We start from the raw sequence: 22,862 nt of genomic DNA, 5'->3' as shown, positions 1-22,862 counted from the left end.
GAGATACGGTGATAGACGTCTAGAGTTTCGGACACCCGAAAACTGTCCGACCGAAGGAGTCCCGTGAGCCGACCGACGCCCGCCACCGCCCCGGCGCCGCCCGCGCCCGGCGCCGACGGCACCGGCGCGAGCGGTGCCCGCCACCGGGGCGCCCGCCCCGCCCGGATCGTGGCGCTGCTCGGCCCGGCGTTCGTCGCCGCCATCGCCTACGTGGACCCGGGGAACGTGGCCGCCAACCTCACCGCCGGTGCGCGGTTCGGCTACCTGCTGGTGTGGGTGCTGGTGGTCGCGAACGTCATGGCGGTGCTGGTGCAGTACCTGTCGGCCAAGCTCGGCGTGGTCACCGGCCGGTCGCTGCCCGAGGTGCTCGGCGAGCGGCTCTCCCGGCGCGGCCGCGTCGTCTACTGGGCGCAGGCCGAGGTGGTCGCGATGGCCACCGACGTCGCCGAGGTGATCGGCGGCGCCATCGCCCTGCACCTGCTGTTCGGCGTCCCGCTGGTGCTGGGCGGCCTCATCACCGGCGTCGTGTCCATGCTGGTGCTCACGGTCCAACAGCGGCGCGGGCAGCGCGTCTTCGAGTCGGTCGTGACGTCGATGCTCGTGGTGCTCACGGTCGGGTTCTGCGCGGGCCTGTTCTTCTCGCCGCCCGACCTGGGCGCCGTGCTCGGCGGGCTGGTGCCGCGCCTCGACGGCCCCGAGTCGGTGCTGCTGGCGGCGTCGATGCTCGGCGCCACGGTGATGCCGCACGCGATCTACCTGCACTCGTCTCTCGCGCGCGACCGGGTGCGGCACGACGCGCGCGTGCAGCGGCAGCACCTCCTCGCCGCCGGGGTGGCGGACGGCGACGACGAGCCCGCGCCGCCGTCGACCGCCACCGTGCGCCGCCTGCTCACCGCCACGCGCTGGGACGTGGTCGCGGCGCTCGTGCTCGCGGGCGGGGTCAACATCGCGATGCTGCTGCTCGCCGCCGCGAACCTCCCGGGCCGCACCGGCACCGACTCGATCGAGGGCGCGCACGCCGCGATCGAGTCGTCCCTCGGGCCGGCGGTGGCCATCCTCTTCGGCGTCGGCCTGCTGGCGTCCGGGCTCGCGTCCACGTCGGTCGGCGCCTACGCGGGGGCCGAGATCATGTCCGGGCTGCTCCGCGTCCGGGTCTCCTTGCTGGCCCGGCGCCTGGTCACCCTGGTGCCCGCCATCGTGCTGCTCGCCACGGGGGTGTCGCCCACGTGGCTGCTGGTCGTGAGCCAGGTGGTGCTGAGCTTCGGCATCCCGTTCGCGATGGTGCCGCTGGTGCGGATCACCCGCGACGCCGGTCTGCTGGGCGGTTTCCGCAACGGCGTCCTCACCCAGGTGGCCGCCTGGGCCGTGGCCGCCGTCATCGTGGCGCTCAACATCGCGCTCCTGTGGCTGACGTTCACCGGCTAGCGGCCGTCGAGGCCGGGGTCAGGGCGCCAGCGCGGCCTCGAGGCGGTCGACGAGCGCGGCCTGCGCGCTGACGACGACGCGGCGCGCGTCGTCGGGCCCGAACCAGGCGACGCGGTCGATCTCGGGCACCTCGATCCGCTTCCCGGAGCGCGGCGGCCACTCGATCTCGACGGTGTTGCTGCGGGCCGTGGCGAGGTCCGGCTGCGGGTCCGGCCACGGACGGGCCCACGCGACCACCCGCTTGCCGGACCTCTGCCGCACCTCGCCGAGGTCGACGTCGGGGGACGACGGCTCCGGGAGCGGCAGCCCGAGCTCCTCCGCCGCCTCGCGGAGCGCGGCCGCGTGCGGCTCCTCGTCCGGCTCGAGCTCGCCCTTGAGCACGGTCCACGCGCCCTCGTCCTTGCGCGCCCAGAACGGCCCGCCCATGTGCCCGAGCAGCACCTCGAGCCCGCCGTCGGGCGTGGTCCGGTAGAGCAGCAGCCCCGCGCTGGTCGTCGCCATCACCCCAGGATCGTCGACCGCGCGCCCTGAGACCGAGTATCGCTTGACCTGAGACGCCGTCGCGGGTCACCATGGGGGCAGGTCGGCGTCGCCACACCACCAGCCTCGTGGCGGCGCCGGCCCTCCTTCTCCGGGCCCGGAACGCCGGACCCCCGTGCAGAGAGAGGTCGTCGATGACCCGCACCGCCCCCGTCATGCCCGGCGTGACCGCCCCCGACTACGACGTCTCGCAGCCGCTGGACCTCGACTACGTGGGCGCCTTCGCCGGCGTCGCCCCCGAGGAGCGCGCGCACCAGCTCGCCGTCCGCGAGTTCGTCCAGGACGAGGTGCTCCCCGTCATCGACGGCTACTGGGAGCGCGCCGAGGTGCCGTTCGACCTCGTGAAGAAGCTCGCCGAGCGCGACTTCCTGCGCGACGGCGTCGACGTGCCCGGCCGCCCGTCCGTGTCGTTCATGGCCGAGGGCCTCGCCAGCATGGAGATGTCGCGCGGCGACGGCTCCGTCGCCACCATCTGCGGCGTCCAGGGCGGCCTCGCCCTGCGGTCGATCATCATGCACGGCTCGCCGGAGCAGATCGAGCAGTACGCCGAGCCGATGGCGCGCGGCGAGATCCTCGGCGCGTTCGCGCTCACCGAGCCCACGCACGGCTCGGACTCCGTCTCGCTCGAGACCACCGCCCGCAAGGAGACGCGCGACGGCGTCGAGGGCTACGTGCTCGACGGCGAGAAGAAGTGGATCGGCTTCGGCTCCTGCGGCGACATCACCGTCGTGTGGGCCCGTCTCGTCGGCGACGACGGCGACAACCAGGTGCACGGCTTCATCGTCCCGCAGGACGCCCCCGGCTACGCCGCCACCACGATCGAGGGCAAGGTCTCGCTGCGCGCCATCTGGCAGGCGCACATCGTGCTCGACGACGTGTTCGTCCCCGCGGACGCCGCGCTGCCCGGCGCGACGTCGTTCAAGGCGACCGCCGCCGTCCTCTTCGCGACCCGCCTCGCGGTGGCCTGGTCCGCCGTCGGGCACGCCGTCGCCTGCTACGAGGCCGCCGCCGCGTACTCGACGCAGCGCATCCAGTTCGGCCGCCCGCTGGCCAAGAACCAGATGGTGCAGGAGCGGCTCACCCGCATGCTCTCGCTGGTCACGCAGATGCAGCTGCTGGTCGCGCAGATCACGCGCCTCGCCGACGCCGGCACGCTGACCGGCGAGCAGGCGTCCCTCGCCAAGTACACGACGACGCGCCAGGCCCGCGAGGTCGCGTCGATCGCCCGCGACATGCTCGGCGGCAACGGCATCCTGCTCGCCAACCGGGTCGCGCGGCACTTCGCCGACCTCGAGGCGCTGCACACCTACGAGGGCACCGAGTCGATGCAGGCGCTCATCGTGGGCCGCGACATCACCGGGGTCTCCGCCTTCGCCTGAGCCCAGCACCCTCCGCACGACGGGGACCCGCGCAGCCGCGCGGGTCCCCGTCGTCGCGTGCGGGCTCGTTGACGTGGACGCGGCCGTCCGTGAGGGCGACGACTGAGGATCCGCGGCAGTTCGGTGCCGATGCGGCAGTTCGAACTGCCGCCCCGACACCAAACTGCCGCGCCGTCGGGGGTCAGGCGGCGATCGTCGACTCCGCCTCGGCCTGCTCGCGGCGGTGCACGCGCCACCAGACGAAGAACCCGGTCAGCGTGAAGGCGCCGTAGAACACGTACATGAGCGCGGTCGCGTAGTACTGCGCCGACCAGAGGAGCGGCACGCCCACGACGTCCACCGCCACCCAGACCAGCCAGAACTCCACCCAGCCCTTGGCCATGCCGTAGGTGGCGACGAGGGAGCCCATGAAGATCCAGGCGTCCGACCACACCGGCTCGTACGAGCCGAGCGCGCGGAACAGCGGCGTGAGCAGCAGGGTGCCGCCCACCATCACGACGACGATCCCGACGCGCTCCCGCCAGGAGGCCCAGTGCGGGTGCACCGCGGCGCCGCCGTCGGCGGGGATCCTGCCGTCGGCGCGCACCTCGAGGGCGGCGCGCTCGGTGCGCCGCCACTGCACCCAGCCATAGATCGACACGATCAGGAACATCACCTGGCGGCCGGCCTGGCCGAGCATGTCGGCGCGGCTGGAGTCGCCGAACCACGAGCCCATGAACACCGTGAACAGCAGCAGGTTGCCGACGATGCCGACGGGCCAGGCCCACACCTTGCGCCGCATGCCGCCCAGCGCCGACGCCAGGCCGAAGCCGTTGCCGACGATCTCGCGCCACGACATGTGCTGGTCACCGATGGTCAGCGTGGCGTTGAAGAACGCGTCGATCGCGTCCATCGTTCACTCTCCCGGTCCGAGGGTGCGGCGTCCGGGGTGAGGGCTGACGTCCGCCGAGGGCGGACCGGGGCCCGCCGTCGACGACACGACGCCCGGCGGCACCCACCCGTCACCGGGCGCGTGCCGCACGTGCTTCCTCCCATCCGGACTTTGACCGTCGGCCCTGGAATCTCACCAGGTCAACCGGCCTCCCGAGGGAGGCCGGGTCGCGGGCTGTCACCGCCGGCTCGGAATTTCACCGACCCCGGAGCACGTACGTGCGTGTCTTCCACCGCCGGAGGTCCCGGCGGCGTCTTGCACAACGCAGGATGCCACAGGGTCATTCCGGCGTGCGCTCAGGAGAGGGCGTCGCGGACGGCGCGGGCCACGTCGTCGGGCCCGGCGCCGGGCTCCAGCACGGTGACGACGACGCGCCGGCCGTCGGCGCCCGTCACCACGGAGCGCCCGCCGTCGCCGTCGGTCACCGGCACCTCGCCCGCGGCGGCGAGCTGCTCGTCGGTGTGCGGGAAGGGGGTGATCGCCGCCCGGCGCAGGTCGGCGAACGCCTCCTCCAGCTCGGGCCGGAGGTCCAGGTGGGGGTTGCGCAGCCAGCGCCGCAGGATGGCGTTGTGCACGGCGACGACGGACGCGGCGAACGCGATCGACATCGTCGTGGTGGAGCGGTCCGGGGGCAGCGTGTCGCGCAGGTACGCGGTGAAGGCGCGCTCGTAGCGGTGCGTCGTGACGAGCTCGCGGTCGCGCAGCGCCGGCACCTGCTGCAGCAGCTGGTGGCGGGCGATCGACGTCTCCCGCTGGCCCACGTGGTGGTCGAAGACGAGGCGGGCGGCCCGGCAGACCTCGAGGTACGGGTCGGTCGCGGGGTCCCACGCCCGCTCGGGCGCGCGGCCGGACTCCTCGCTGGCCCGGGCCTCGGGCCGGGTCTCGGCGAGCATCACCACGACCTCCTCGAGGAGGAGCTCGTGGTCGGCGAAGACCACGTCCTCCTTGGAGCGGAAGCGGCGGAAGAAGGTGGCACGGCTGACGCGGGCCGCATCGGCGATCTCTTCGACGGTGGTCTGCTCGTAGCCCTGCCGGGAGAAGAGGTCGATCGCGGCGTCGACGGCCTGGGCGTGGGTGTGCGTCCGGACGGCAGTCATGCCACGGAGATTACTCCGGCAGGCCGTCCTCACCCGCCGGCGTCCGTCCGCCCTCGGTCCCGAGCAGGAGGCGGTAGAACCGGAAGAGCCCGAAGTCGTCCACGGGCAGCACCTCCACGCCGGCGAAGCCCGCCTCCCGGGCGTACCGGCGCACGGTGGCGGGGCGCATCACCGTGCCTGTCGCCGCCGACGGCCACGACGACAGGCTGTCCGGCAGGCACACGAACAGGCTGTAGCCGTACATGATCCGGTCGACGTCGTCGGCGGGGGCCTGGAACTCCTCGGCGACCGCCTCGTCCATGACGACGACGACGCCGTCGGGCCGCATCGACTCCCGCACGGCCTCCAGCACGGCGACCGGGCGCGGCATGTCGTGCAGGCACTCGAAGGCGAACGCCGCGTCGAACGGCTCGGCCGTGCGCAGCTCCGCGGCGTCGGACAGGTGGAACACGACCCGTTCCTCCAGGCCGCGCTGCGCCGCGGCGACGCGGGCGGCCTCCACCGACGGCCGGTCGAGGTCGACGCCGTGCAGCTCCGCGGTGGGGAAGGCGCGCGCGAGGGCGAGCGTCGACCAGCCGAACCCGCAGCCGACGTCGACCACGCGGGCGCCCGGACGGCTGAGCACCTGCCGCACCGGCTCGATGCTCGCCAGCGCCGAGGCCAGCCGCTGCTCGAACCACGGCCGGTTGACGTCGGCCTGCGCGTGGCGGGCGTCGTCGCCGAGCTGGTCCCACGACACCCCGCCGCCCGTGCGGTACGAGCGCAGCAGGTGGGGGAGCTGCGGCCCGACGGCCCCGACGAACCGCGCCAGGGGCGCCAGGTAGCTGAGCGACTCCGGGTCGGCCAGCACCTCCGCGTGCGCCTCGGGCAGCTCGAACGTGCGCGCGGCGGCCCGTGCGGCCTGGCTCAGGCCGTCGGTGGCGCCGTCGGGCTCGTGCGCCACGAGGATGCCCGTCGCGGCCTGCTGCTCCAGCCACTCCCGGGTGTAGCGCTCGGACGTGCCCGTCACGGCCGCCAGCTCCGCCGAGGTCTGGGGGCCGCACTCGTCGAGCGCGCGGTACCAGCCCAGCGAGTCGCCGACGTAGACCGCGAGGGTGTCGATCGCGCCGAGCGCCGCGCCGAAGAGCCGGTCGGCGAACTCCGCCGCGGACGGTGAGGGCGGGCCCGGCTCGTGCGCCTCCGCGGCGCTGGTGCTGGTCCTCCCGGTGGTCCGGGTCACGTCTGTCATGCCGACGCCTCCGTCGCGACGCCCGCGCCGTCGCGGGCTCCCCGTGGGCGTCGTCGGGAAGACGCCCGCCTTCGACGCTAGCCCGGGGCCCTGCGCCGCGTCGATGCCCGGAGCGGGTGACTCCTGGCGGGGTCAGCCCTGGCGCGGTCCCGCGCCGGGCTCGTCCCGTCGGGGCTCGTCGAACCCGGCGTCGGCGGGGCGGCGCGTGCGCTGCAGGTAACGGATCTCGCGGACGGCGACCCCGGCCGCGAGGATCAGCGGGATCCAGGCCCACATCCGGCCGCGGAGCACCACCGAGAGCATGGCGACGGCGACGACGCACGCCCCGAACACCGTCCACACGCTCGCCCACCGCACCCTGCGCACGTGGCGAGGCTACCGCGCCGCCCCCGCCGCCTGGGTAGGGTGGCGGGCGTGACTTCCGGGACCACCACCGCGCCTGAGACCACGTCCACCCCCTCGACCGCCCCGGTCGTCGACGTCTACGTCGACCCGCTGTGTCCCTTCGCCTGGATCACCTCCCGGTGGGCGCTGGAGGTCGCGGAGCACCGCGACGTGCGTCTCACGTTCCGCCTCATGAGCCTGTACCTGCTCAACGCGGACCGGGACCTGCCGGCGGACTACCGGGCCAAGATCGAGTCGTCGCGCGGCATCGGCCGGGTCGCGGCCGCCGTCCAGACCGAGCACGGCCCGGAGGCGTTCGGCGCCTTCTACACGGCGGCCGGCACGCGCATCCACCCCGGCGGCCGGTCGGACCTCGACGCCGTCGCGCGCGAGGCGCTCGCGGAGGCGGGCCTGCCCGCCGAGCTGGCGGACGCCGCGACCTCGGACCGTTACGACGCGGCCCTCGCCGTCTCGCACGAGGAGGGCATGAAGCCCGTGGGCGAGGACGTCGGCACGCCGACCATCCACGTCGACGGCGTGGCGTTCTTCGGGCCCGTGCTCACGCGCGTGCCCCGCGGCGAGGACGCGGTGCGGATCTTCGACGGCGCCGTCGCGCTGGCGTCGTTCCCCGACTTCTTCGAGCTGAAGCGCTCGCGCACCTCCTCGCCGACGTTCGACTGACCGTCCGGCGCCGCGCCGGCCCACCGCTCCACCCGAGAGGCGAACCATGACCCTCGACCTGCGTGTCTTCACCGAGCCCCAGCAGGGCGCGTCGTACGACGACGTGCTCGCCGTCGCGAAGGCGACCGAGACCCTCGGCTTCAGCGCGTTCTTCCGCTCCGACCACTATCTGGCGATGGGCGGCGACGGACTGCCCGGGCCCACCGACGCCTGGACCACGCTGGCCGGCCTGGCCCGCGACACGTCCACGGTGCGGCTCGGCACCCTGGTCACCTCGGCCACGTTCCGGCACCCGGGCGTGCTGGCGATCCAGGTGGCGCAGGTGGACCAGATGTCCGGCGGCCGCGTGGAGATCGGTCTGGGCGCCGGCTGGTTCGCGCGCGAGCACGAGGCGTACGGCATCCCGTTCCCGGCGAAGCGGTTCGGCCTGCTGGAGGAGCAGCTCGAGATCCTCACCGGGCTGTGGGGCACGCCCGTTGGCGGCTCGTACTCCTTCGCCGGCGAGCACTACACGCTCACCGACTCCCCGGCGCTGCCGAAGCCGGCGCAGGCGAAGATCCCCGTCATCGTGGGCGGCGGCGGCCCTCGCCGGACGCCGGCGCTCGCCGCGCGGTTCGGCGACGAGTACAACCAGGCGTTCCCCGAGCTCGACACCGTCGCCTCCCGGATCGGCGTGATCGACGACGCGCTCGCCGCCGTCGGCCGCACCCCGGACTCGATCGTGCAGTCCGTGGCCCTCGTGCTCGCCGTGGGCAAGGACGAGGCGGAGTTCGCGCGCCGCGCCGCCGCCATCGGCCGCGAGCCGGCGGAGCTGCGCGAGCACGGCGTGGCCGGCACGGTCTCCGAGGCCGTGGACCTGCTCGGCTCCCTGCGCGACCAGGGCGTGCAGCGCGTGTACCTCCAGGTGCTGGACCTGGACGACCTCGACCACCTGGACCTCGTCGCGCGCGAGGTCGCGACGCAGCTCTGACCCGTCGCCCGGGTCCGTCCGCCTCCCGCCGAGGCCGTCGGGACCCGCGCGAGGTGGTGCGATCCACGCCGGGGTGGTGCGCACGACCTCGGGAGCGCCCGGCCCGCCTCGGCACGGTGCGGACCACCGGGCGCTGACGGACACCTGCCGCGGCGGGGGCTGCCTCGTGGCGGTGTCGAGGCGTGTCCGCGAGATGTCGTCGGGATGTTGACGAGGGAAACCCCGACCCCTACGGTGAATCCATTCAACCCGGGAAGGCCTTTCCCGAACGCTGGCCGGCGGTGCCGCCGACCAGGAGCCCAGGGACGAGCCACGACGGCTCGTGCATCGATGGAGATGGGACCGACATGGCGACGGTGGACGACGCGCGAGCCCGCGGCACGCGGCTCGACCGCTGGTTCGGCTGGGTCGACACCCTCGCCTACCTCGGGCTGCTCAACCTCCTGATCCTGGCCGGCACGCTGACCGGGGGAGTGGTGCTCGGCCTGGCGCCCGCGCTCTCCGCCGCCGCGACCTGCAGCCGCACCCGGCTGCGCGGGGACGCCCAGCGCACCGTGCGGGCGTTCGTCCGGGCCTGGTCGGCCGGCTTCGGCCGCGCCAACCTCGTCGCCGCACCGGCCCTGGCGGTGCTCGTCCTCACCGGGACGAGCCTGGCCGCGCTCGACGGCGGGCCCGTCGTGCTGCGGGCCGCGCTCGCCGTCGTCGGCGGCCTCGCCGTCGTGCACCTGCTGCTCGTCCTGACGATGGACGCCCACTACGACCTGCCGCGCGGCGCCGTGCCGCGGCTGGCCTGGTCGTTCCTGCTGCGCTTCCCCGGCGCACCCCTCCTCCTCGCGGCGACGACGGCGCTGGTCGGCGTCGTCACCGCGTTCGTGCCCGGACTCCTGCCCGTCGTGTCGATCGGCGCGTGGGTGCACCTGTGCACGGCGCTCTGCCTGTCCTTCTACGCCGCCAACGACCGCAACCTCGAGCACCACCCGGCGGACCCCGACCCCCTCGACGAGTGAACGACGACGTGCACTCCGACGAAAGGACCACGATGAACTCACGACGGCTGGCACCCCTGGCCCTCCTGGCCGCGGGCGGCCTCCTGCTCTCCGCCTGCAGCAGCGCGGGGGGCGGCGACGGCGACGGTGGCGGCAGCGGCGAGAAGCTCGCCTCGCTGTCGATCATGGCGCCGTACCTCTCGGCGACGCCGCCCGAGGCGGACGACCCGGTGGGCGAGAAGCTCTCCGAGCTCGCGGGTCTCGACCTCGAGATGCAGTGGGTGCCGAACGCCGAGTACGGCGACCGCACCAACGTGGTGCTCGCCGGCGACGACATCCCCGACGTCATGGTGATCCAGCAGAAGAGCCAGGGCTTCGTGCAGACGGCGGAGGCGGGCGGCTTCTGGGACCTCACGGACTACCTCGCCTCGGGCGACTACCCGAACCTCGTCACCGAGAACGAGGACGTGCAGCAGGCGTCCAGCGTCAACGGCAAGGTCTTCGGCGTCTACCGGGCGCGCGACGTGGTGCGCACGTCGATCAGCATCCGCAAGGACTGGCTGAAGAACCTCGGCCTCGAGGAGCCCACCAACACGGACGAGCTGATGGAGGTCGCCCGGGCGTTCACCGAGGACGACCCCGACGGCAACGGCAAGGACGACACCTACGGGATGATCATCCCCGCCTGGGGCGCGACGATCGGCACGGGCAGCCCGTACGACGCGATCGAGACGTGGTTCGGCGCGGGCAACGTGTGGAAGGACGACGGCGGCACGCTGGTCCCGTCGTTCACCACGCCCGAGTGGAAGCAGGCGCTCGACTACGAGAAGAAGCTGATCTCGTCGGGCTACGTCAACAAGGACTACGCCACGATGGACGGCACCACGGGGTGGAACGAGCCGTTCGTCAACGGCAAGGGCGGCATCATCATCGACGTCCAGTCGCGCGCCGCCCAGCTGGCCGGCCTGTTCAAGGAGCAGGACCCGAAGACGTACGACCAGAAGATCTCGCTGGTGGGCAACATCGCCGGCCCGAACGGCGACTTCGCGCTCCCGACGCCGGGCTACAGCGGGTTCCTCGCGGTCCCCAAGGCGTCGGTGCAGACGGAGGACCAGCTCAAGCAGGTGCTGACCGCCCTCGACGCGCTCGCCGGCAAGGACGGCCAGGTGCTCGAGAACAACGGCATCGAGGGCGACAACTTCACGGTGGAGGACGGGTACGCCGCCTTCGACGAGTCCAAGCAGGACTACACCGACGTCGTCTCCGGCGCGTGGGCCCAGATCGGCACGAACGTGGCCGGCTACGTGGCGTACAAGCCGAAGCCGGAGACCGCGTACGACGCGGAGCTCGCCCAGGAGCGGCTCGACCTGCAGGAGAAGGACCTGGAGAAGGCGGTCTTCAACCCGGCGGGCGCGCTGGTCTCCAAGACCTACTCCACCAACGGCGTGCAGCTCGACCAGGTCATCGCGGACGCCCGCATCCAGTACATCAGCGGACAGATCGACGAGTCCGGCCTCGACGCGGCGATCGCGCAGTGGAAGTCCTCCGGCGGCGACCAGGTGACGTCCGAGATGAACGAGCTCTACGGCCAGCTCGGCTGATCCCCTCCGGCGCGGGGCCGGACCGGCCCGCACGGGCCACCGGCCCGGCCCCGCGCCCCGTCCGAGATGGAGGCTGCGATGACGACCGTCGTCGACGTCGATAGGGCCGGCACGCCGGCCCCGACCGCCCCGGCCCCGCGCCCGCGACCGCACCGCCGGTGGGCGCGCGTGGTCCGGTTCCGGTGGCTGCTGGTCATGCTGCTGCCGGGGGTCGCGTACTTCCTGCTGTTCCGCATCTGGCCGATGTGGGGCGCGCAGATCGCGTTCAAGAACTACGTGCCGTTCCTGGGGATCCAGGGGTCGGAGTGGGTGGGCTGGCAGCACTTCGCCGAGTTCTTCTCCAACCCCGACTTCCCGCGGCTGCTGGGCAACACCCTGATCCTGGCCGCGCTGAGCCTGTTCGTCGCGTTCCCCCTGACGATCGTGCTGGCGCTGCTGCTCAACGAGGTGCGCCTGTCGGTGCTCAAGCGGACCGTGCAGACGCTGGTCTACATCCCGCACTTCCTGTCCTGGACGGTCGTGGTCTCCCTGACCGCGCTGCTGTTCGCGATCGGGACCGGGCCGCTGTCGTCGTTCCTCGACGGGCTGACCGGCCAGGAGACGAACTACCTCGCCGACCCGTCCTGGTTCCGGCCCCTGATCCTGCTGCAGACCGTCTGGAAGACCACCGGCTGGGGCACGATCATCTTCCTCGCGGCCCTGGCGAGCGTGGACCAGGAGCAGTACGAGGCCGCCGTGATCGACGGCGCCGGCCGCTGGCAGCGCACCTGGCACATCACGCTGCCCGCGATCCGCCCCACGATCATCGTGATGCTCATCCTGCAGACCGGGGAGATCCTCAACACCGGCTTCGAGCAGATCTACCTGATGTCCAACGCGCTGAACCGCACGGTCGCGGACGTGTTCGACACGTACGTCTACTTCACCGGGATCCAGCAGGGCGCCTACTCCTACTCCACCGCGGTGGGCCTGTCGAAGGCGATCGTCGGGCTGGTGCTGATCTTCGGCACCAACTGGCTCGCCAAGCGCTTCAACCAGCAGGGGATCTTCTGATGGCCACCACCACACCCGTGCTGCGCCGGGCCTCCAAGCCGTCCACCCAGCACCAGCGGTTCAACACCCGCGCCGGCCGGGCGTTCGACGTCGTCAACGTCGTGCTGCTGGTCGCGGTCGGGCTGCTCGCGCTGCTGCCGTTCCTCTACGTGCTCGCGGGCTCGTTCGCCACCGAGCTGGAGATCACCACCCGGCCGTTCTTCCTGTGGCCCCGCGAGTTCACGACCGACTCCTACGCCTCGATCCTGTCCTCGACGGCGTTCGTGCGCGCCTTCGTCACGACGGTCGTCGTCACCCTGGTCGGCACGCTGGTCCAGCTCGCCCTCACGGCGCTCATGGCCTACCCGCTGTCGAAGGTCGAGCTGCCCGGGCGGCGCACGATCATGACCGTCGTCGTGTTCACGATGGTGTTCTCCGCGGGCATGATCCCCACGTTCCTGGTGGTCAAGGAGCTCGGCCTGCTCAACACCTACTGGGCGCTGGTCCTGCCGATGGCGATCAACCCGTTCAGCCTCATCATCATCAAGAACTTCTTCCAGCAGCTGCCGCAGGAGCTGGAGGAGTCCGCGAAGATCGACGGCGCCCACGAGCTGCAGATCCTGCGCCACGTCGTGGTGCCGCTGTCCAAGCCGGTGCTCGCGACGTTCGCCCTGTTCTACGCGGTGGGGATCTGGAACGACTACATGTCGCCGCTGCTGTACCTGGGCGACCAGGACATGTGGACCCTGCAGATGTTCCTGCGCCAGGTCACCGCGTCGGCGTCGCTGTCCGCGCAGGACATGGGCAGCGAGCTCCCGCCGCCCGCGCAGGGCATCAAGTTCGCGGTGGTCATCGTGGCCACCATCCCGGTGCTCCTGGCGTACCCGTTCCTCCAGAAGCACTTCGCCAAGGGCATGCTCATCGGCAGCGTGAAGGGCTGACATGACGATCCACCTCGCGGGCGACTCGACCGTCGCCCCCACCGACGAGGGCCGGACGTCCGGCCACGCCGAGATCCCGCTGCTGGGCTGGGGCGACGAGCTCGCCGCCCTGCTCGACGTCCCCGTGCGCAACCACGCGATCGGCGGCGCGACGACGGCGTCCTTCCGCGCCGAGGGGCGCTGGGACGCCCTGCTCGCCGAGCTGCGACCCGGGGACACGGTGGTGATCCAGTTCGGGCACAACGACCAGAAGGAGCCCGACGAGCTCGCCGCCGAGGGCGGGTACTCCGAGCGGCTGGCGCGGTTCGTGGGCGAGGCGCGCGCGAACGGCGCGCGACCGGTGCTGGCCACGAGCGTCGAGCGGCGCCTGTTCGACGACGCCGGCGGGCTGCGCTGGTCGCACGGGCCCTACCCGGCGGCCGTGCGCGCCCTCGGGCACGAGCTGGACGTGCCCGTCCTCGAGCTGACCGCGTTCACGCGCTGGCTGTACACGTGGCTCGGGCCCGAGGCGTCGGCGGCGCTGTTCCCGCACGGGGCCGCCGTCGCGGCCGGGCTGGTGGTGGACGACGCGCTCGCCAAGGACAACACCCACTACACGACGGCGGGGGCCCGCGCGGTCGCGCGGTACGTCGCGGAGGCGCTGGCGTCGGTCGACGGCGCGCACGACGGCGAGGCGCCGCTGGGCGCGTGGGTGGTGCAGCCGTGACGGCCGCCGCGCCCACCGTCACGGGCACCTACCGCAACCCGCTCGCGTCGCCCGCGGACCTCGACGGCTGGGTCGCGGAGGGACCGGTCGGCACCCGCCACACCCCCGCGGACGGCGCGCTCGGGGCCGGCGTCGAGCTGCGCAGCACGGCCGACGAGGCCGCGCTCGTGGCCGACGGCCGCGGCGACCACGCGCACTTCACGCTCTGGTGCCCGGAGGTGTTCCCGGCCGACGTCGAGGTGGCGTGGGACTTCCGGCCCCTGGCGGGCGACGGCCTGGCGATGCTGTTCCTCGCCGCGACCGGCACCGGCGGGCGGGACCTGTTCGACCCCGCCCTCGCCCCGCGCACCGGCTACTACCCGCAGTACCACTCGGGCGACGTCTCGACGCTCCACGTGTCGTACCTGCGCCGCAAGTGGCCCACCGAGAAGCGGTTCCGCACCTGCAACCTGCGCAAGAGCCCGGGGTTCCGGCTCGTCGCGCAGGGCGCGGACCCGCTCCCCGGCCCCGACGACGCGGACGGCCACTACCGCGTGCGCGTCACCAGGCGCGGCGCCGACGTCGCCTTCGCGATCGACGACCTCACCCTCTTCACCTTCCACGACGAGGCGCCGCTGGGCGCCGGCCGGATCGGGTTCCGGCAGATGTCCCCGCTCGTGGCCCACTACCGCAACCTCGAGGTGACCCCCCTGTCATGACCACCGCCCTCAGCACGGATGCCCCCGCCACCGACGGACCCCGCGCCGCCGTCGACGTCCCGCTGCGCTGGCTGGAGGACGCCGCGCCGGACCTCGCCTCCGGCGGCGTCACGTGCGGCGTCCCGCTGCGGCCGGGCGTCGTGCGCGACGCCGGCGCGCTCGCCGTCGTCGACGCGGACGGCCGCCCCGTCGCCGCCCAGACCTGGCCGCTCGCGACCTGGCCCGACGGCAGCGTGAAGTGGTCCGGCGTCGCGCTGGGCGCGGGCGCCGCGCCCAGCTCCTCGTACCGCGTCGTGGCCGGGCCGGCGGACGCCCCCGCCGCCGGCGGGCCGCGGGTGACCGTCACGGAGCACGCCGACGAGGTCGTGGTCGACACCGGCGCGTGCGTGGTCGTGGTCGGCCGCTCCGGGCCGCACGTCGTGCGGTCGGTGCGCGCGGGCACGGGGGACGCCGCGGTCGAGGTGGCGCGCGCGGGCCGGCTCGTGTCCAGCCGGCAGGACCGCCCCGAGCCCGACCACCGGTCGCGCCGGGAGTCGGTGGGCGTGGTGCGCGAGGCCGTCGTCGAGCAGGCGGGCCCCGTGCGCGCCGTCGTGCGCGTGTCGGGCCTGCACCGCGACGTCGACCGTGCCCACGAGGACGGCGCCGCGGGCTGGCTGCCGTTCACGCTGCGCCTGGTGCTCGCGGCCGGGGCCCCGACGTTCCGGCTGGTGCACTCGTTCGTGTGGGACGGCGAACCCGAGCGCGACTTCCTCTCCTCGCTGGGCCTGCGCTTCGACGTGCCCCTGCGGTCCGCGCCGTACGACCGCCACGTGCGCCTCGCGGGGGCGGACGGCGGCCTGGTGCGCGAGGCGGTGCAGGGCGTCACCGGGCTGCGCCGGGACCCGGGCGCCGAGGTGCGCGCGGCCCACGTGGCGGGTCGCACGACGCCGCCGCTCGCCGCGTGGGACCCGCGCGTCTCCGAGCGGCTGCGCTGGGTGCCGACCTGGGACGCGTGGTCGCTGCGTCAGCCGACCGCGAACGGCTTCACCGTGCAGAAGCGCACGGCGTCCGACCGGCCGTGGATCGACGTCGCGCAGGGCACGCGGTCCGACGGGCTGGGCTACCTCGGCGACACGGGCGGCGGCATCGCCGTCGGGCTCACCGGGTTCTGGCAGTCGCACCCGACGGGGATCGACGTGGCGGGCGCGACGTCCGACCTCGGCTCCCTGACCACGTGGCTCTGGTCGCCCGACGCCGCGCCGATGGACCTGCGCTTCTACCACGACGGCCTCGGCCAGGACACGTACGACGACCAGCTCGACGCCCTCGAGATCACCTACGAGGACTACGAGCCCGGGTTCGGGGACGCGCACGGCATCGGCCGCACGCACGAGCTCACCGTCACCGCGTACGCCGCCACCCCCGACGCGGGCGCGCTGGCACGCCTCGCCGCGGCCACCGCCGTCCGGCCCCAGCTCGTCCCGACGCCGGAGGCCCTGCACGACGCGGCCGTCCTCGGCGACTGGGACCTCGTGGACCGCGGCACGCCCGAGCGGGCGGCGCTCGAGGACCGCCTCGCCACGATGCTGGACTTCTACGTCGGCCAGGTGGACCAGCGCTCCTGGTACGGCTTCTGGAACTTCGGCGACGTCATGCACGCGTACGACCCCGACCGGCACGTGTGGCGCTACGACGTGGGCGGCTACGCGTGGGACAACTCCGAGCTGTCGCCGGACCTGTGGTTGTGGACGTCGTTCCTGCGCACCGGCCGCGCGGACGTCTTCCGGCTGGCGGAGCGGATGACCCGGCACACGGGCGACGTCGACGTCTACCACGCCGGCCCGTGGCAGGGCCTGGGCAGCCGCCACAACGTGCAGCACTGGGGGTGCAGCGCCAAGCAGCTGCGCATCTCGACGCCCGCGTACCGGCGGCCGCACTACTTCCTCACCGGCGACGAGCACACGCGCGACCTCATGGTGGCCCAGCGCGACTCCGACCGGACGTTCCTCGGCCTCGACCCGACGCGCAAGGTGCGGCCCGACGCCGCCACGTACCGCCCGCGGCGGGACGCGCTCGCCGTCGGGCTCGGCACGGACTGGAGCGCGCTGGCCGCGACCTGGCTCGCGGACTGGGAGGTCACGGGCGACGAGCGCTCGCGTGACCGCCTGGTCGGCACCATGACCGACATCGGCGCGCTGCCGCACGGCTTCTTCACCGGCGAGGCCCTGTACGACCTGGACACCGGCCGCTTCGCCACCGACCGCGACCGCGTCACCGTCTCGCACCTGTCCGCCGTCTTCGGGCTGGTGGAGATCTGCTCGGAGCTCGTGTCGCTGGTCGACGCCGGCCTCGTCGACGCCCCGGGCTTCAAGGACGCGTGGCTGCAGTACTGCCGCCTCTACCTCGCGACGCCGGCCGAGCAGGAGGCGGAGCTCGGCGTCGCGCCGTCTGGCACGAACCTCGAGCAGGCGCACTCCCGCCTCGCGGCCTACGCCGCGCAGCGCCTGGGCGACGACGGCCTGGCCGACGTCGCGTGGCGCGCGTACTTCCGCGGTGGCGAGTTCATGGGGGAGGAGGCCTTCCACCCCGTGCCGGTGCTGCCGCCCGAGACCCTCGTCCCGATCGACGAGGCCCGCACCCTGTCCACCAACGACGCCGCGCAGTGCAGCCTCGCCACCCTGCAGAACCTCGCGCTCATCGGCCACCGCCTCCCGCCGGGGTAGCCGCGGCCGCCGGGTGGCCGTGCGGGGCGCCGCGGCAAGTACGCTGTGCGGCGGCAATCTTCACCGGACGTTCACTGTCGAGCATCCACGGTGAGCACGGCGGCCCGGTTCCGGGCCCGACGGACGGAGCACCATGAGCCTCGGCTGGACCAAGCACGGCGACGGGAAGCACGTCGGACCCGGCGACGTCGTCGCCCCCGACGAGCGGCTGAGCTGGCCGCGCACCATCGGCATCGGCATGCAGCACGTGGTGGCCATGTTCGGCTCCACGTTCATCGTGCCGCTGCTGACGGACTTCTCGCCCGCCACGACGCTGTTCTTCTCGGCGATCGGCACGGCGCTGTTCCTGCTCATCACGCGGAACCGGCTGCCCAGCTACCTGGGGTCCAGCTTCGCGTTCATCGCCCCGATCCTGGCGGCGACGGCGTCGCACGGGCAGTCGGTGGCGGTGGGCGGGATCCTCGTGACCGGCCTCCTGCTCGCGGCGGTCGGCCTGCTGGTGCACTTCGCCGGTGCCCGGTGGATCGACGTCGTCATGCCGCCGATCGTGACCGGCACGATCGTCGCCCTCATCGGCCTCAACCTGGCCCCGGCCGCCTGGGGCAACTTCCAGATGGCGCCGGTCACCGCCGTGATCACGCTGGCCGCGATCATCCTCGTGACGGTGCTGTTCAAGGGCATCCTCGGGCGGCTGTCGATCCTGGTCGGCGTGCTGGTCGGCTACGTCGCCGCGCTGCTCCAGGGCGAGGTCGACTTCACGGACGTCAAGAAGGCGGACTGGCTCGGCTTCCCGCACTTCGTCACGCCGTCGTTCGACGTCTCCGTGCTCGGCCTGTTCATCCCGGTGGTGCTGGTGCTCATCGCGGAGAACGTGGGGCACGTGAAGTCGGTCGCCGCCATGACCGGCAAGAACCTCGACGGCGTCGCGGGCCGGGCGCTGTTCGCCGACGGCGTCGCGACCACGCTCGCGGGCGTCGGCGGCGGCTCCGGCACCACGACGTACGCCGAGAACATCGGGGTCATGGCGGCCACGCGCGTCTACTCGACGGCCGCGTACTGGGTGGCCGCGGTGACCGCGCTGGTGCTGTCGTTGTCCCCCAAGTTCGGCGCCCTCATCGCGACGATCCCGGACGGTGTGCTCGGCGGGGCGACGACCATGCTCTACGGCATGATCGGCATCCTCGGCGCGCGCATCTGGGTGCAGGCCAAGGTGGACTTCGGCAACCCGGTGAACCTCACCACGGCCGCCGTGCCGCTGATCATCGGCATCGCGAACTTCACGTTCTCCTGGGGCGACCTCACCTTCGAGGGCATCGCCCTGGGCACGGCGTCCGCGCTGGTGATCTACCACGGCATGCGGGCCATCGCGCGGTGGCGCGGGACCAGCCAGGAGCCGGTGTCGCCGGCCTCGACGCCCGAGCCGGCGCACGTCGACTGAGTCGACCGACGGAACCCTCAGGCCCCCGGGTGGTCAGCCCTTCTTCTTGGTGACGACCACCTGGGGGATGGGCGTGATCTCGTCGGCGGGCACGCAGCCCTCGACGTCCTCCATGGGGGTGTCGGCGGAGAGCAGCACGCGGTCCTGGCTCAGCGGGGGGCTGTACTGCTCGCCGACGAGGAGGTCGACGGTGTTGCCCTTGCGGTCGTCGAGGACGAGCCGGACGTCGGGGTACTGGGCGGCGAGCGTGTACGCCCGCGTGATGCCCTTGCTGCCGAACCGGACCTCGGACTGCTGGATCTTCTCGGCCTGCCAGTCGCCGCTCGCGACGACGTCGAAGCCGCGCTCGGAGAGGGCGTCGGCGTTGGCGCCGGCGAGGGGCTCGCTGCCGTCGGCGGCGTTGTAGACCCGCACCTTGACGTTCGAGTACGGCACGGGGAGCGCGCCGTCGGGCTGGCCCTTGACCTGCGGCAGGCAGGGCTCGGGCTGCGGCGCCTCGGCGACGGGCGTGTAGATGGGGCGCGAGAAGGGCGAGCTGAACGCGCCCGTGTACATCGCGACGGCCGCCAGCCCGGCGACCAGCATGAAGACGATGATGACCCCGAAGACGACGGCCTGCCGCTCGTGCTCGCGCTTACGGCGCGTCTCGCGGACCGGGTCAGGGGCAGGTGATGTCACGCGAAGAAACTACCTGAGTTCGTGGGATCGTTCGCGGGCGCACCGCGGTCACGGGGGCGGTCACCGGAGCACGAGGACGCGGGCGTGCAGCACCGGACGCTGCTGCAGCGCGGCGCGGACGGCGCGGTGCAGACCGTCCTCCAGGTAGAGGACGCCCTGGTACTCGACGACGTGCGCGAAGAGGTCGCCGAAGAACGTCGAGTCCTCGGCGAGCAGGTGGTCGAGGTCGAGCGTGCGCTTGGTGGTCACGAGCTCGTCGAGGCGCACCTGGCGCGGCGGCACGTCCACCCAGTCCTTGGCGGTCACGTGTCCGTGGTCGGGGTAGGGACGGCCGTCCCCCACGGCCTTGAAGATCATGGCTGCCATCGTAGGGGCGGGCTCGCGACCGGCGGCCTGGTTGCCTCGCGATACGGACACGATGTCGTCACGATCCCATCACGACGGCCCCTCGGGAACCCGTCCTGGCCTGCGGCGACGCCCCTCGGCGGTCAGCCCGGCCGCCGGAGCTCCAGCAGGTGGCGCGCCGAGTGGGCGACGAACGGGCCCTCCGCCTCGATCCGCTCGTGCAGCGCGCGAAGCTCCGGCAGGTAGGCCTCGACGGTGAAGCCCGGCACCATCCACACCACCTTGCGGAGGAACCACACGACGGCGCCGACGTCGTGGAACTCGATCCGCAGCCGCTCGGCCCGCAGGTCGACCAGCTCCAGCCCGGCCGCGCGGGCGTCCGCGACCTCGTCCTCGGGGTCGCGGCCGCGCCGCACGTCGTCCGGCAGCGGGCCGAGGAAGAACTCGACCAGCTCGAAGACGCTCGCCGGCCCCACGTGCTGTGCCAGGTACGTACCGCCCGGCCGCAGCACGCGGGCGATCTCCGCCCAGCGCGGCACGACGGGGTGTCGGCTCGTCACGAGGTCGAACGCCGCGTCGCCGAACGGGAGCGGGGAGTCGCCGTCGTGCGCGACGACGGCGACGCCGCGCGGGTGCAGCAGCGCGGTCGCGGCGGCGACGTTCGGCGGCCAGCCCTCGGTGGCGACGAGCAGGCGGGGGAGCGCGGGCGCGGTGCCGAGCACCTCGCCGCCGCCGGTCTGCAGGTCGAGTGCCGCGCCGACCGTGCCCAGCCGCTCGTGCAGCAGGCGGGAGTAGCCCCAGCTCGGGCGCTCCTCCGTGGCGCGCCCCTCGAGCCAGGAGAAGTCCCAGCCGGCCATGGGTGCGGCGTCGGCCTCGGCGACGAGCTCGTCGAACGTGCGGTCCATCTCCCCATCGTCCGGTGCCGACCGGGCGGGTGCCATCGAAATACGGGCGGCGTACGGGCGGCGCGGCGACGGCCGCGGGGCGAACCGCCGGGTCGGCGACCGCGGCGAGGGGGCGGAACGACGACGGGGCCCGCACCGTGTGGTGCGGGCCCCGTCGGGTCCAGGCGGAGGATGGGGGATTCGAACCCCCGAGGGCGTGAACCCAACACGCTTTCCAAGCGTGCGCCATAGGCCGCTAGGCGAATCCTCCTGGAGCGCAGCCGACATCGAGCGCCGGCAGCCTCAGCAGGATAGCGGACACCCAGGGGTGCGTCCGAATCGCGCGGACGTGACGGTGGTCTCCGTGCCGGGAGCCGCCCCCGGGCCGGTTTCGGGACGGGGCGGGGTCTCGGTTAGGCTGTCGGGCAGACCCCTCGTGCGGCACCATCTCGCCGAACTCCCCCAGGGCCGGAAGGCAGCAAGGGTAAGTGAGCTCTGGTGGGTGTGCGGGGGGTCCTTACTTTTCCGGCCGCGATGGCGGCCTGATCCGCCCCCCGCGACGCCGCGGGAGTGCCGCGGGTCACAAGATCCACGATGTGGACGGATTTTCGTCCGACCCGTGAGATTTCGGGTCGATGGGCTTGGTGGTGGGCCCCCGTGGATGGTCACCTTGACGGCATGCCCCGCATCGCTCCCGCAGCACCGTCGACCGCGCGCTCCTGCCGTCGCGGCGAGATGTGCTGCCGCGCGACCGTCGCGGGCCGAATGTGCGTGCTCGACTGACGACCCCTCGGTATCGCGCCTGACGACTCGACCGTCGTCGCCCCGCCCCCGGCCCGGCCGGGAGCCCCGTACCTCGCCGCCTCGAGCTGATGGCCGTGGCCGCAGCACCCACCCGCCTCCTCGGCGCCGACCTGGCGCCTGCCCGGAAGGACCCACCATGTCCCGCAGCACCCGCAACCGTCTCCTCACCGTCACCGCGATCGCCGCGGCCACCACGTTCGCGCTGTCCGCCTGCGGCAGCGGCACCGACGCCGCCTCGGGCGACGGCGACGCCAAGGGCGACGGCAAGCTCCGCGTCGGCGTCGTCGGTGCCGCCGACGACAAGTGGGCCGTGTTCACCCAGGAGGCGAAGGCCGAGGGCCTCGACGTCGAGCTCGTCGACCTCCAGGACTACACGCAGGCCAACCCCTCGCTCTCGCAGGGTCAGCTCGACGCGAACCAGTTCCAGCACCTGCAGTTCCTCGCGGGCTACAACGTCGACGCCGGCGACGACCTGGAGCCGATCGGCGCGACCGCCGTCTACCCGCTGGGCCTGTACTCGTCGAAGCACGACTCGCTCGACCAGATCCCGGCCGGCGGTCAGGTCGCCGTGCCGAACGACCCGACCAACCTGGCCCGCGCGCTCCTGGTGCTCCAGGAGGCCGGCCTCATCGAGCTCAAGGACGGCGGCAGCGCCGTCTCCACCGAGGCCGACGTGCTGCCCAGCTCCAAGGTGAAGGTGACGCCGGTCGCCGCCGAGCAGACGCCGATCCAGCTCCAGTCGGTGGACGCCTCGATCGTCAACAACGACTTCCTCGAGGACTCCGGCCTCTCCGCGGACGACGCCCTCTTCCAGGACGACCCGGACTCCGCCGCCGCCGAGCCCTACATCAACGTGTGGGTGGCCCGCGCCGAGGACGCCGACGACCCCGACCTGCTGAAGCTCGCGGAGGTCTCGCACTCCGACGCCGTCGTCGCGGCCGAGAAGAAGGCCTCCGGCGGCACGGCCGTCATCAAGGAGAACACCCCCGAGGAGCTGCAGAAGATCCTCACCGGCCTCGAGGACGACATCCGCGCCGCCTCCTGACCCGACGTCGTGGCCGGGGCGCGCTGACCGCGCGCCCCGGCCACCGTGCTGGGCAGGATGGGCAGGGCGTGGACGGGCAGGACGAGCAGTGAGGACGGACAGGTGAGCGAGACCGTGACCGAGGGCGGGGCCCGGGCCGGCGCGCCGGCGATCGAGCTGCGCGGGGTGTCGAAGACGTTCGGCGACGGCGACCGCGCCGTGCACGCCGTGGTCGACGTGTCGCTCACCGTGCAGGCCGGCGAGATCTTCGGCGTCATCGGGTACTCCGGCGCGGGCAAGTCCACGCTGGTGCGACTCGTCAACGCGCTCGAGACCGTGACGTCCGGCACGGTGCTCGTCGAGGGCACCGACATCACCGCGCTCCCCG

The 22,862-nt window shown here is 73.2% G+C and carries 22 protein-coding genes, 1 tRNA gene, 1 other RNA gene and 1 riboswitch; of the genes, 15 read left to right on the top strand and 9 right to left on the bottom strand.

The features are described from left to right. Positions 1-165 precede the first annotated feature (165 nt). Positions 166-1,425 (top strand): Nramp family divalent metal transporter, encoded by a 1,260-nt coding sequence (locus ACFU5J_RS09915; protein WP_430578705.1) that lies wholly within the window; start codon positions 166-168, stop codon positions 1,423-1,425. Between the two features lie 18 nt (positions 1,426-1,443). Here the strand turns inward: ACFU5J_RS09915 and ACFU5J_RS09910 are convergent, their stop codons facing one another. After that, positions 1,444-1,926 carry an NUDIX domain-containing protein gene (locus tag ACFU5J_RS09910; RefSeq protein WP_430578604.1) on the bottom strand — a complete coding sequence of 161 codons (483 nt, stop codon included), beginning with the start codon at positions 1,924-1,926 and terminating at the stop codon, positions 1,444-1,446. 173 nt (positions 1,927-2,099) lie between these two features. Here ACFU5J_RS09910 and ACFU5J_RS09905 point away from each other — a divergent pair, with 173 nt between their 5' ends. Further along, complete coding sequence (locus ACFU5J_RS09905) at positions 2,100-3,344, top strand: acyl-CoA dehydrogenase family protein (protein WP_430576808.1); 1,245 nt, start codon at positions 2,100-2,102, stop codon at positions 3,342-3,344. A gap of 181 nt (positions 3,345-3,525) precedes the next feature. Here the strand turns inward: ACFU5J_RS09905 and pnuC are convergent, their stop codons facing one another. The 4 genes from pnuC to ACFU5J_RS09885 all read right to left on the bottom strand — a co-directional run bounded on the left by pnuC (position 3,526) and on the right by ACFU5J_RS09885 (position 6,966). Next, on the bottom strand, positions 3,526-4,236 hold the full coding sequence (gene pnuC, locus ACFU5J_RS09900; protein WP_430576805.1) for a nicotinamide riboside transporter PnuC: 711 nt from the start codon (positions 4,234-4,236) through the stop codon (positions 3,526-3,528). 125 nt (positions 4,237-4,361) lie between these two features. Beyond that, positions 4,362-4,493: riboswitch (FMN riboswitch) on the bottom strand. 78 nt (positions 4,494-4,571) lie between these two features. Continuing rightward, positions 4,572-5,372 (bottom strand): TetR family transcriptional regulator, encoded by an 801-nt coding sequence (locus tag ACFU5J_RS09895; RefSeq protein ID WP_430576804.1) that lies wholly within the window; start codon positions 5,370-5,372, stop codon positions 4,572-4,574. Positions 5,373-5,382: 10 nt separating this feature from the next. Beyond that, a complete protein-coding gene (locus tag ACFU5J_RS09890; RefSeq protein ID WP_430576803.1) occupies positions 5,383-6,600 on the bottom strand; it encodes a class I SAM-dependent methyltransferase in 1,218 nt (405 codons plus the stop codon). 132 nt (positions 6,601-6,732) lie between these two features. After that, positions 6,733-6,966, bottom strand: a complete 234-nt coding sequence (locus ACFU5J_RS09885) for a hypothetical protein (RefSeq protein ID WP_430576802.1) — start codon at positions 6,964-6,966, stop codon at positions 6,733-6,735. Between the two features lie 48 nt (positions 6,967-7,014). Here ACFU5J_RS09885 and ACFU5J_RS09880 point away from each other — a divergent pair, with 48 nt between their 5' ends. From ACFU5J_RS09880 to ACFU5J_RS09835, 10 genes are all read left to right on the top strand, one after another. Next, positions 7,015-7,665 carry a disulfide bond formation protein DsbA gene (locus tag ACFU5J_RS09880; RefSeq protein ID WP_430576801.1) on the top strand — a complete coding sequence of 217 codons (651 nt, stop codon included), beginning with the start codon at positions 7,015-7,017 and terminating at the stop codon, positions 7,663-7,665. 46 nt (positions 7,666-7,711) lie between these two features. Continuing rightward, positions 7,712-8,635, top strand: a complete 924-nt coding sequence (locus tag ACFU5J_RS09875; protein WP_430576800.1) for an LLM class F420-dependent oxidoreductase — start codon at positions 7,712-7,714, stop codon at positions 8,633-8,635. Between the two features lie 347 nt (positions 8,636-8,982). Next, positions 8,983-9,642 (top strand): DUF624 domain-containing protein, encoded by a 660-nt coding sequence (locus ACFU5J_RS09870; protein ID WP_430578603.1) that lies wholly within the window; start codon positions 8,983-8,985, stop codon positions 9,640-9,642. Between the two features lie 32 nt (positions 9,643-9,674). Next, complete coding sequence (locus ACFU5J_RS09865; protein ID WP_430578602.1) at positions 9,675-11,222, top strand: extracellular solute-binding protein; 1,548 nt, start codon at positions 9,675-9,677, stop codon at positions 11,220-11,222. Between the two features lie 78 nt (positions 11,223-11,300). Beyond that, complete coding sequence (locus ACFU5J_RS09860; protein WP_430578601.1) at positions 11,301-12,275, top strand: ABC transporter permease; 975 nt, start codon at positions 11,301-11,303, stop codon at positions 12,273-12,275. Then, the gene (locus tag ACFU5J_RS09855; RefSeq protein WP_430578600.1) at positions 12,275-13,195 is read left to right on the top strand and encodes a carbohydrate ABC transporter permease; all 921 of its coding nucleotides are present in this window, start codon (positions 12,275-12,277) and stop codon (positions 13,193-13,195) included. The genes ACFU5J_RS09860 and ACFU5J_RS09855 overlap by 1 nt, the downstream gene beginning before the upstream one ends. Before the next feature lies 1 nt (position 13,196). Next, complete coding sequence (locus ACFU5J_RS09850; protein ID WP_430578599.1) at positions 13,197-13,901, top strand: rhamnogalacturonan acetylesterase; 705 nt, start codon at positions 13,197-13,199, stop codon at positions 13,899-13,901. Beyond that, positions 13,898-14,599: a DUF1961 family protein gene (locus ACFU5J_RS09845; protein WP_430576794.1), complete on the top strand. Its 702-nt coding sequence runs from the start codon at positions 13,898-13,900 to the stop codon at positions 14,597-14,599. Before ACFU5J_RS09850 ends, ACFU5J_RS09845 begins: the two co-directional genes overlap by 4 nt. Continuing rightward, the gene (locus tag ACFU5J_RS09840; RefSeq protein WP_430578598.1) at positions 14,596-17,301 is read left to right on the top strand and encodes a Tat pathway signal sequence domain protein; all 2,706 of its coding nucleotides are present in this window, start codon (positions 14,596-14,598) and stop codon (positions 17,299-17,301) included. The genes ACFU5J_RS09845 and ACFU5J_RS09840 overlap by 4 nt, the downstream gene beginning before the upstream one ends. Positions 17,302-17,434: 133 nt before the next feature. Beyond that, on the top strand, positions 17,435-18,739 hold the full coding sequence (locus ACFU5J_RS09835) for a uracil-xanthine permease family protein (protein ID WP_430578597.1): 1,305 nt from the start codon (positions 17,435-17,437) through the stop codon (positions 18,737-18,739). 33 nt (positions 18,740-18,772) lie between these two features. Here ACFU5J_RS09835 and ACFU5J_RS09830 read toward each other — a convergent pair whose 3' ends face one another. The 4 genes from ACFU5J_RS09830 to ACFU5J_RS09815 all read right to left on the bottom strand — a co-directional run bounded on the left by ACFU5J_RS09830 (position 18,773) and on the right by ACFU5J_RS09815 (position 20,917). After that, the gene (locus ACFU5J_RS09830) at positions 18,773-19,417 is read right to left on the bottom strand and encodes a LytR C-terminal domain-containing protein (RefSeq protein WP_430578596.1); all 645 of its coding nucleotides are present in this window, start codon (positions 19,415-19,417) and stop codon (positions 18,773-18,775) included. Between the two features lie 60 nt (positions 19,418-19,477). Then, entirely contained in the window at positions 19,478-19,774 is a 297-nt protein-coding gene (locus ACFU5J_RS09825; RefSeq protein WP_380320948.1) for a type II toxin-antitoxin system VapB family antitoxin, read from the bottom strand. Positions 19,775-19,905: 131 nt separating this feature from the next. Continuing rightward, entirely contained in the window at positions 19,906-20,667 is a 762-nt protein-coding gene (locus ACFU5J_RS09820) for a class I SAM-dependent methyltransferase (protein ID WP_430578595.1), read from the bottom strand. A 165-nt stretch (positions 20,668-20,832) separates the two neighbouring features. Then, positions 20,833-20,917 (bottom strand) — tRNA-Ser (locus tag ACFU5J_RS09815). Positions 20,918-21,071: 154 nt separating this feature from the next. On the opposite strand from ACFU5J_RS09815, the gene ffs reads away from it, so the two are divergent. The 3 genes from ffs to ACFU5J_RS09800 all read left to right on the top strand — a co-directional run. Next, positions 21,072-21,168: signal recognition particle sRNA small type (gene ffs / locus ACFU5J_RS09810), an RNA gene on the top strand. Positions 21,169-21,586: 418 nt separating this feature from the next. Then, positions 21,587-22,495, top strand: a complete 909-nt coding sequence (locus tag ACFU5J_RS09805) for a MetQ/NlpA family ABC transporter substrate-binding protein (protein ID WP_430576789.1) — start codon at positions 21,587-21,589, stop codon at positions 22,493-22,495. A gap of 102 nt (positions 22,496-22,597) precedes the next feature. Beyond that, positions 22,598-22,862: ATP-binding cassette domain-containing protein (locus ACFU5J_RS09800; protein WP_430578594.1), on the top strand; the 265-nt coding region annotated here is incomplete at its 3' end.

This window comes from Isoptericola sp. NPDC057559 (genome assembly GCF_042801555.1).
Taxonomy (GTDB): Bacteria; Actinomycetota; Actinomycetes; order Actinomycetales; family Cellulomonadaceae; genus Isoptericola.
This window is presented reverse-complemented; position numbering and strand designations above follow the sequence as displayed.

Excerpts from the sequence above, each read along its gene's own strand:
- ACFU5J_RS09865 (WP_430578602.1), top strand. The coding sequence starts at position 9,675 with ATGAACTCACGACGGCTGGCACCCCTGGCCCTCCTGGCCGCGGGCGGC.
- ACFU5J_RS09850 (WP_430578599.1), top strand. The coding sequence starts at position 13,197 with ATGACGATCCACCTCGCGGGCGACTCGACCGTCGCCCCCACCGACGAG.
- ACFU5J_RS09895 (WP_430576804.1), bottom strand. The coding sequence starts at position 5,372 with ATGACTGCCGTCCGGACGCACACCCACGCCCAGGCCGTCGACGCCGCG.
- ACFU5J_RS09870 (WP_430578603.1), top strand. The coding sequence starts at position 8,983 with ATGGCGACGGTGGACGACGCGCGAGCCCGCGGCACGCGGCTCGACCGC.
- ACFU5J_RS09820 (WP_430578595.1), bottom strand. The coding sequence starts at position 20,667 with ATGGACCGCACGTTCGACGAGCTCGTCGCCGAGGCCGACGCCGCACCC.
- ACFU5J_RS09860 (WP_430578601.1), top strand. The coding sequence starts at position 11,301 with ATGACGACCGTCGTCGACGTCGATAGGGCCGGCACGCCGGCCCCGACC.
- ACFU5J_RS09840 (WP_430578598.1), top strand. The coding sequence starts at position 14,596 with ATGACCACCGCCCTCAGCACGGATGCCCCCGCCACCGACGGACCCCGC.
- ACFU5J_RS09875 (WP_430576800.1), top strand. The coding sequence starts at position 7,712 with ATGACCCTCGACCTGCGTGTCTTCACCGAGCCCCAGCAGGGCGCGTCG.
- pnuC (WP_430576805.1), bottom strand. The coding sequence starts at position 4,236 with ATGGACGCGATCGACGCGTTCTTCAACGCCACGCTGACCATCGGTGAC.
- ACFU5J_RS09855 (WP_430578600.1), top strand. The coding sequence starts at position 12,275 with ATGGCCACCACCACACCCGTGCTGCGCCGGGCCTCCAAGCCGTCCACC.
- ACFU5J_RS09805 (WP_430576789.1), top strand. The coding sequence starts at position 21,587 with ATGTCCCGCAGCACCCGCAACCGTCTCCTCACCGTCACCGCGATCGCC.
- ACFU5J_RS09910 (WP_430578604.1), bottom strand. The coding sequence starts at position 1,926 with ATGGCGACGACCAGCGCGGGGCTGCTGCTCTACCGGACCACGCCCGAC.
- ACFU5J_RS09835 (WP_430578597.1), top strand. The coding sequence starts at position 17,435 with ATGAGCCTCGGCTGGACCAAGCACGGCGACGGGAAGCACGTCGGACCC.
- ACFU5J_RS09825 (WP_380320948.1), bottom strand. The coding sequence starts at position 19,774 with ATGATCTTCAAGGCCGTGGGGGACGGCCGTCCCTACCCCGACCACGGA.
- ACFU5J_RS09890 (WP_430576803.1), bottom strand. The coding sequence starts at position 6,600 with ATGACAGACGTGACCCGGACCACCGGGAGGACCAGCACCAGCGCCGCG.
- ACFU5J_RS09905 (WP_430576808.1), top strand. The coding sequence starts at position 2,100 with ATGACCCGCACCGCCCCCGTCATGCCCGGCGTGACCGCCCCCGACTAC.